Raw genomic sequence first — 7,539 nt, 5'->3', positions numbered from 1 at the left:
CTCGATGTTCAGCAGCAGGGGGTATACCACAGGTATGTTCTTCGGAAAACAACCCGACGGAGATTACAACTTCGACGGCGAAAGTTACCGGATGAGCCACGAACTGGTCGGCGTCATCGTGGAGGCGAAGAGGGGCGTCGCGAAGGTCAGTCTGAGAAACAGGCTCGACGTGGGCGATGCGGTAGAATATCTCACCCCGGGGCTCGAGGGAAACTTTTTCGTCATCGATTTCATGAGAGACGGGGACGGGATCGATATCCTGTCAGCAAGAAACGAGGAGACCGTCTTCATGAGAGTGCCGGAGGGCGTGAGGGAGAACGACCTCATACGGAGAGAAAAGTCTTTCGGGCCGTCCGGCAGAACAAAGTCTAGTGCTCCGGTGAAGGCTGTAGCTCATAGACCTTCAGCGAGATAAAACCGGCCGAGATGATAAAGATACGTCTTTCCGGATCTTATTTTGCGGCCTTGAGTTCCTCTATTATCTGCTTGATGCGACCTGCATCCGAAGCATTCGGCGCAAGGGCGAGGGCCTTTTCGAACTCCCGTACGGCCTGAGCCCTGTCGTGAAGGTCATAAGCAAGGACGATCGCCAAGTTCTTGTGACCGTTAAGATGATTCGGGTCTAACGTGAGCGCCTTCCGATATTCTTCGACAGCCCTGTCGGGCTTGCCTGCCTTGCGGTAACAGCTCCCTAAATCAACCCTCACATCAACATTCTTCGGGTCGATAGCGAGCGCTTTCTCGTATGCTTCGATCGCATCATCAAAACGGGACGAGTCCATGAGAATATTCCCGAGCCGTATCCAGGCATCACCGTTGCCGGGATCCTTCTTCACCGCATCCTGCAAAAGTCTTATCTCTTCCCCGGAATGCATCGCACCCGCGGGGGCCTGCTCCTGGCTTTTCGGACTCTCCTTCTGCTGACACGAGGCAAATACCATGAAGGGCAGTAATATGATAATGAAGCCTATTCTTCGCATCTTCCCTCCGTTTTTTTCATATATTCTAACAGATTTTCTTTCGATTCCATTCTCCAAGCCTGTCTGTTATGAACTCTATCACCATCTGATGCTCCTCTATACCGCGGTCTCTGACCCGCAGAGGCTCTCCGAAGGAGAAATAGACCTTTCTCGACGGATCTATCCGTCCGAAATCCTTAAGGAACCTGCCGTTACCCCAGGCATCGGTCTTCAAGGCGACCGGTATTATCGGAACATCCGCCCTCTTGGCAAGTTTCACCCCGATCGTGTTAAACCCTCCGGGGTCGAATTCCGTCGACCTCGTCGTCTGCGGGAAGATGATCATGGACCTGCCAGCATTCAGCCTCTCAGCTCCACCCTCGAGCACCGCCTTCAAATCCTCTCTCGGATTCGTGCGCCCCACGGTAACTGGGTCCCTCGAACGCATGACATGCCGGAATACGGGATAATCAACGAGGCTCTTCTTCACCACGAAGGTCACGTCCTTGATGGGAGCGATGAGAGACGGAAGGACAAAGGTCTCGAGTGTCGACATATGGTTGGCTATGAAAACACAGGGCCCTTCAAGAGTTCTGAAGTGATCGATGCCGGTTATCTCGATTACGACGCCGACGCTCTCGAGGGCGCGGAGCACGGCGAGGCTGCTCCCGGCCCATGCGGCCGTATCATATCGTGAACGCTTCGCCCGTCTGCTCGCAGAGAAGACGATGCCGAGGTCCTTGCCGTAGAAGATAAGCGAAGGCAGCACCCTCGACAGAAAGGGCAGGCGGTGGGGAAGGGTTTTATAAGAGCCTTCCCGGTATGCGAGATCATCCATAATCACTCCCCGCTCGTAGTATCACGAAGGTTTTTAGTTTATGCCTCACCGTAAATGACTGTCAACCATCGGACAGAGTGAGTTCTTAAGTGGTATACTCCTATGAACCCATGGAGTTACCCTCAATTAGATATGTTTCTTCTGCGAGGTATTCTCCGGATCTTCCTTCCTCCTGTAAAGAAGGGGCGAAGAGGGAAGAGTGCATGAAGCGGAAGGATCGAGGACATCAGATTGTATCGGCCAAGACGCCTGCATGCGTGGATAACGGATGATCCTTGTATTTCCCCCTGTGGCCAAACCCTCTGAGCCTCCCGCCGGCATCGCAAAACTCGTCGGCGCACTGAACCATCACGGAATACCGTCAAGGGTTCTCGATGCGAACATCGAAGGTCTTCTCTTTCTCATGGACAATTCCCGCAGACTGTCAGATGCCCCATCCGGCAGATGGACGACCCGGGCGCTTCGCAGTCTATCGACAAACCTCGCAGCACTGAGAGATCGCAATACCTACCGTAATATCGACCGTTATGCGCGGGCTGTTATGGACCTAAACCGGGTCCTCGAGATATCGACAGTGGGGAAGAACGTGACCATCGGTCTTGCGAATTACGGAGATGAACGGCTTTCTCCCCTTCGGAGCTCAGACCTCATCAGGGCGGCGGAAAATCCTGAAGTGAATCCCTTTTATCCCTATTTCGAGGGCAGGCTTCTAAAACTTCTGGAGGAAGAACAGCCTTCGGCCGTAGGGTTTTCTCTGAATTATCTGAGCCAGGCCTTATGCACCTTTGCGATGGCTGGTTTCTTGAGGCGTCATTGTCCGGGGTTGACCCTGGTTCTTGGCGGTGGGCTCGTCACCTCATGGGTCAAGAATCAGGACTGGCAAGAACCGTATCGGACCGACCCTTTCGTCGGGCTTATCGATCACCTCGTTGCAGGGCCGGGGGAGGACCGGCTGCTCTCGATCATGAAATCCCTTCACGCCCGTCGGCCTGCCCAGCCTCGTTCGGGACGAAAGCTAATGCACGAAATTTCCTCCGCAAGGTGCGAGATAGTAAGCGAGAGGAGAACAGGACACAACACTCGCCCTGATGCCACTAAGGGACTCACGAGTGGAGGATCGAGACCGGATTACAATTCGCTTCCCCTTCATGACTACCTTGCACCCGGGTTTGTCCTCCCCTATAGCGGGGCGAGCGGATGTTCATGGAAGAGATGTTCATTCTGTCCTGAAAGGGCTGAGGATAATCCCTATTTTCCTTTACCGGCTGCCAGGGTAGCGGCCGATCTCACCTCTCTTGCGGAGGAATCACGACCTGTTCTGCTCCATCTTCTCGACAATGCGGTCAGTACCGCAGTCATGAAGTCTCTTTCCCTTAATCCTCCCGGCATCCCCTGGTATGGCTTTGCGCGCATCGGACCCCAGCTTGCCGAGATGGACTTCTGTCTCGACCTGAAGCGTTCGGGGTGCGTAATGCTCAAGCTAGGCCTTGAATCTGGGGATCAGGGGGTACTCGACAGTATGGAGAAGGGAATTGACCTTGTGACCGCCTCCCGAGTGCTGAAGACACTGAAGAAGGCGGGGATCGCATCATATGTGTATCTTCTCTTCGGCACTCCGCCGGAAGCTGAAGCAGAGGCAGGGGAGACGCTCGATTTTACCGTGAGGCACAGTAATGAAATCGGTTTCTTGAACCTTGCCCTCTTTAACATGCCTCTCCGCGGACCCTATGCGTCCCGTTTCGAAACAAGCAGGTTTTATGAGGGGGATCTCTCCCTCTATGCCGACTTTTCTCATCCGAAGGGATGGAACAGAAGAAGGGTGAGGCGATTTCTGGAGCGTGAATTCAAGAAGCATCCTGCGGTAGCACCCATCCTGATAAAAGACCCTCCACTGTTTACCTCAAATCATGCGCCATTTTTCACGGGAGGGTATGGATAATCCTTCGTCTTCTGATGGCATCGCCTTAGTCCGCGAAGCCGTTCAGATCGCGGTAGACAAAGAGGTCGAAATCAAAGGCCAGCCTGTCATGTCTGAGTGCGACATAGGGAGAAAGGTTCCTAACCGCGAACTGAAACAATTCCTCCGGAACGATATAGTGTAGTTCAAAATCCTTCCTCGGGTCATAAGCCGAAAGGGCGTTGAAGGCAAGGGCTGTCCCGCAATGAGGGAAGAGCTTCTTCAGGGTCTCCCTGATGAGTTCATCGAGCCCCTGCACCTGCAGGTTGAAGACCCCGCAGAGAAAGATGAAATCGAAGTCCTCCTTCAGAGCATCCTGTTCGATGTCAAAAATCTCGAACCGGCCTTCCGGGAACTTCTCCTTCGCCAGGGAAATGAGTCTCTCATTGATGTCCAAGCCGGTGTACCCCACGGAAATGTGTCTCTCCCTCAGGTACTGATAGAAATCCCCTTTTCCGCAGCCGAAATCGAGGATCTTCTTGCCTTCAATACTTCCGGCGATATCGAGGAGAGAACGGTAATGCGCGGCCTGGCCCTCTGCTGTCCAACTCAGTGCCTCAGGTCTGTCACCGTGCATCGCCAATTTTTTGTTATAGAACGATACTACGTATTCTTTCGAAAAATCGTCCACAGAAGCCTCCGGTAGATCTGAAAACCATTGCCTTCAGGAATCTTGCGAGAAATCGCAAACAGACCGGGATCCTTCTCTCCGTCCATGCGTCAGTAACAAAATATTACCACAGAACTGAAAGGGATGCCCCGTCTCCTAGCTCGTGAGAGCCATCTCGCCGGAGTCTTCATACGTCTCCTCTCCGGATCTTCATCTCCTGCGAAGAAACGAGGTCATCCCGCTCAAATGCAATAGGGATTGACAACTCCCTTGTTTCTTGCTATAAGCAAAGTAATTGCGTTATTCGGTCCCTGTGCCTGTCACGGTGTTCCGCAGGGAACGTGGGGGGATTTCTTCATGACGAGCCGTAACTCAGATCTCATAAGGAGGTGAAGTGTCGTCAATAGACTGTTAGACGGATTGGCATAACAACCGAAAGGAGGGGAATAGATGAATGGAATTCTACGCTGGCTGTTTCTGATTTTCTGTTTTTTTCTTTTCTCGTTTACTCTTTCGCCGGCGGACGCCGCAGAACCGTTCAAGTTGACTTCATCGACGCAATTTTTGTGGGGAGATGACCTTCTCGGTAAAAGCGAGCCGATATTGGCCCAGTATCTGAGATTTTCATATACCCCGGAAGGGCAAAACTTCTCGGTAAGAGGATACGGCACAGTTTGGTACGACTTCGGGTCGGGTGACATCATGGACAACGGGTTTATGGGAAATCTCTACTACCTCTTCGCTGATTATACCCCTATAGAAAATTTGTCCTTCCGTCTCGGCAGACAGATGATAGCCTTCACCTCGCTGGACCAAACACTCCTGGACGGACTGCGTGTCGACTACCACAACCTCGGACCTTTGGGGGTTACCGTCGCCGGCGGGTGGTATCTGATCCAGACTTTGGATTCGGAGGCCTTTGAAAAGGGTAACAACGCTGCATGGGCGATAGACCTCCATCTCGAAAACGTCAAGAACCTGCAGTTGGGCGTGAGCTTTGCCCAGAAGTACGCTGACGGCGACCTTGCCAGACAGGCTATCGGCATGAACGGGCGGTATTCTTACAAGTTCCTGAGTCTTTACGGTGATGCCCGGTACGAGTGGCTCACGAAGTCCTGGGACCAGGCGACGATCGGCCTCGATCTCTTCCCGGCTGACGGCCTTCTCATTAAGGGTGAGTACTACCGCGCATACCCGACCTTTGATGCGACGAGTATCTTCAGCGTCTTCGCCGTCGACCAGTACCAGCAATACCTGCTTCACGCGGAATACACCTTCAATGCCCCGGTGTCAGCCTACGGCGAATATGCGCACGAGTCATATGGGGAAGATGGCAATGCAAACCGGTGGACGCTCGGCACAAAATTTAACCCTCTCAAAAACCTCGCCCTCGATTTTTCCGTCGACTACAGGACCGGCTTTGGCGGAAACCTCTGGGGTTTTCAAATCGTCGGAAATTACAAGCTGATGGAGAAATTGATTCTCGACGGGGGCATCCAGTATAACGAGTACAGGCGTCCCGATCAGTTTGGGAATGAATTTGCCCGGAGGTACTGGCTCGCGGGGAACTGGCTCATCAATAAGAACTTCTCTTTCATAGCCAGGATTGAGGACAACGTGAACCAGAACTTTTCGAATAACGTGCTAGGCAGAATAGCCCTGAACTGGAACCTATAGGAGGAGGAATCATGAAAACGAAACTAATCTTGACTCTGGGGATGCTCCTTCTGACGGCTCCTTTCCTGCTGGCTCAGACGAGCCATGTGGATTACGCGACTATGGAGATCAAGGATTGCAATGCCTGTCATAAGGCGAGCGATGTCCCCCTTAACCATGGCTCGTTCTGGGTGACCGACCACAGGCTCTACGCCGAGAAACAGCCGCATAATTGTAAAGACTGCCACAAGAAATCCTTTTGCGTCGACTGCCATTACGGCGGCGGAATCGACGATGACCTCAACCGGTCCCAATTTGGGCCGTCCTATATGCCGAAGAGCCATGTGACCGACTGGAGGGAGATCCATCCGATTAAGGCACTCGACGACACCAAGAGCTGTTTCCGTTGCCACAATGCGGTGCAGTTCTGTCAGGCGTGCCACAACAAGTTCAACCCGAACGATCTGATGGTCAAGTCTCACAGAAGGGGATGGTCGGACCTGGAGGTGAAAGCAGGAGGACCGAAGCACGAAGTCTTCAACACGGCCCAGTGTCCCACCTGTCATCCGAACAGTCTGGTCCCGGCGAATCAGTGGGCCCCGCAGCATGCCCAGGAGGCGAGGAGGAACCTCTCTTCCTGCCAGGCGTGCCACTCTGACGGTGCCATCTGTCTGAAATGCCACAGTGCCGTGACAGGGTTACGGGTGAATCCCCATCCGAAGAACTGGGACAAGATATCAGGGCGCCTCAGTTCGGCAAGCAAGAACAGTACATGTATAAAATGTCACCGATAAGGAGGGAGATAACAATGAGAGGAAGATTATGGAAGCGGCTGGTCGTAGTCGTCATCTCGATCCTCGTCCTCGGATTCATTTACAGTTGCGGGGGCACCCGGGGTTCGGCAGGGGATAACCCGCCTGAAGTTCCTGCTATAGTCGGTTCTGAAAGCTGTATCAACACATGCCACGCCAAGACTCGTGACATCACAGGGACCCTCATCGCTTTTGCGTGGCAGCATACGACTCACACGACAGATGGCGGGGTCATATGCGAGGATTGCCATGGTCCTGCGGGTGAGCACTGGGGTGTCGGACCGATTCCTTTCCCCAACCCTCAGGCAGCGCAGTGTAATGTCTGCCATGGCTTCACAGGCTTCGACGCGACCGCCCATGCGAACCCCAATAATACCCCCGACAAGTTCTTCTTCCAGGGCGATGCCGGCAACGGCCAGGCCACCATCGCGCCTCGTGGAAGCGACACGCCGGTTCCCGAGTTCTTCCCTGACGGCGTCACGCCCGTGACAAAGGCACAGCACATTCAGGAGTGCTCCGTCTGCCACAATCCGAACCAGCGCTTCGTTTATAACAACGGATTGGCCGCTCCAAACCCTGACAATATGCCATTCCCTGATGTTGCCTGCGCCGGTTGCCATGATGCACATCAGCCTGAGCAGAAGGTTGCGATCGCTCAGCGGAGCACTCCGGCTCCCTATCCGATATTCCGTAAGTTCATCGTCAAC

At 53.6% G+C, this 7,539-nt stretch carries 8 protein-coding genes; 5 read left to right on the top strand and 3 right to left on the bottom strand.

Annotated elements, in window-relative coordinates; translation table 11 throughout:
• Positions 1-415: U32 family peptidase C-terminal domain-containing protein (locus tag VEI96_07895; protein HXX57909.1), on the top strand; the 415-nt coding region annotated here is incomplete at its 5' end.
• 37 nt (positions 416-452) lie between these two features.
• On the opposite strand, the gene VEI96_07890 is transcribed toward VEI96_07895, so the two are convergent.
• Together VEI96_07890 and VEI96_07885 are read right to left on the bottom strand one after the other, a co-directional pair.
• On the bottom strand, positions 453-980 hold the full coding sequence (locus VEI96_07890) for a tetratricopeptide repeat protein (GenBank protein HXX57908.1): 528 nt from the start codon (positions 978-980) through the stop codon (positions 453-455).
• A gap of 25 nt (positions 981-1,005) precedes the next feature.
• Complete coding sequence (locus VEI96_07885) at positions 1,006-1,797, bottom strand: lysophospholipid acyltransferase family protein (GenBank protein HXX57907.1); 792 nt, start codon at positions 1,795-1,797, stop codon at positions 1,006-1,008.
• Positions 1,798-2,065: 268 nt separating this feature from the next.
• On the opposite strand from VEI96_07885, the gene VEI96_07880 reads away from it, so the two are divergent.
• Positions 2,066-3,736 carry a hypothetical protein gene (locus tag VEI96_07880; protein HXX57906.1) on the top strand — a complete coding sequence of 557 codons (1,671 nt, stop codon included), beginning with the start codon at positions 2,066-2,068 and terminating at the stop codon, positions 3,734-3,736.
• 25 nt (positions 3,737-3,761) lie between these two features.
• On the opposite strand, the gene VEI96_07875 is transcribed toward VEI96_07880, so the two are convergent.
• Positions 3,762-4,385: a class I SAM-dependent methyltransferase gene (locus tag VEI96_07875; protein HXX57905.1), complete on the bottom strand. Its 624-nt coding sequence runs from the start codon at positions 4,383-4,385 to the stop codon at positions 3,762-3,764.
• A 429-nt stretch (positions 4,386-4,814) separates the two neighbouring features.
• Between VEI96_07875 and VEI96_07870 the strand changes: the two genes are divergently transcribed.
• The 3 genes from VEI96_07870 to VEI96_07860 all read left to right on the top strand — a co-directional run.
• On the top strand, positions 4,815-6,041 hold the full coding sequence (locus VEI96_07870; protein ID HXX57904.1) for a hypothetical protein: 1,227 nt from the start codon (positions 4,815-4,817) through the stop codon (positions 6,039-6,041).
• A gap of 11 nt (positions 6,042-6,052) precedes the next feature.
• Entirely contained in the window at positions 6,053-6,814 is a 762-nt protein-coding gene (locus VEI96_07865) for a hypothetical protein (GenBank protein ID HXX57903.1), read from the top strand.
• A gap of 14 nt (positions 6,815-6,828) precedes the next feature.
• A partial coding sequence (locus VEI96_07860) for a hypothetical protein (GenBank protein HXX57902.1) occupies positions 6,829-7,539 on the top strand: 711 nt, incomplete at its 3' end.

This window comes from Thermodesulfovibrionales bacterium, assembly GCA_035622735.1.
GTDB lineage: Bacteria > Nitrospirota > Thermodesulfovibrionia > Thermodesulfovibrionales > UBA9159 > DASPUT01.
Note: the sequence above shows the minus strand (reverse complement) of the source record. Positions and strands in the feature narration are given on the sequence as shown.

Coding starts and splice junctions, on each gene's coding strand:
- VEI96_07890 (HXX57908.1), bottom strand. CDS start 980: ATGCGAAGAATAGGCTTCATTATCATATTACTGCCCTTCATGGTATTT.
- VEI96_07885 (HXX57907.1), bottom strand. CDS start 1,797: ATGGATGATCTCGCATACCGGGAAGGCTCTTATAAAACCCTTCCCCAC.
- VEI96_07880 (HXX57906.1), top strand. CDS start 2,066: ATGATCCTTGTATTTCCCCCTGTGGCCAAACCCTCTGAGCCTCCCGCC.
- VEI96_07870 (HXX57904.1), top strand. CDS start 4,815: ATGAATGGAATTCTACGCTGGCTGTTTCTGATTTTCTGTTTTTTTCTT.
- VEI96_07865 (HXX57903.1), top strand. CDS start 6,053: ATGAAAACGAAACTAATCTTGACTCTGGGGATGCTCCTTCTGACGGCT.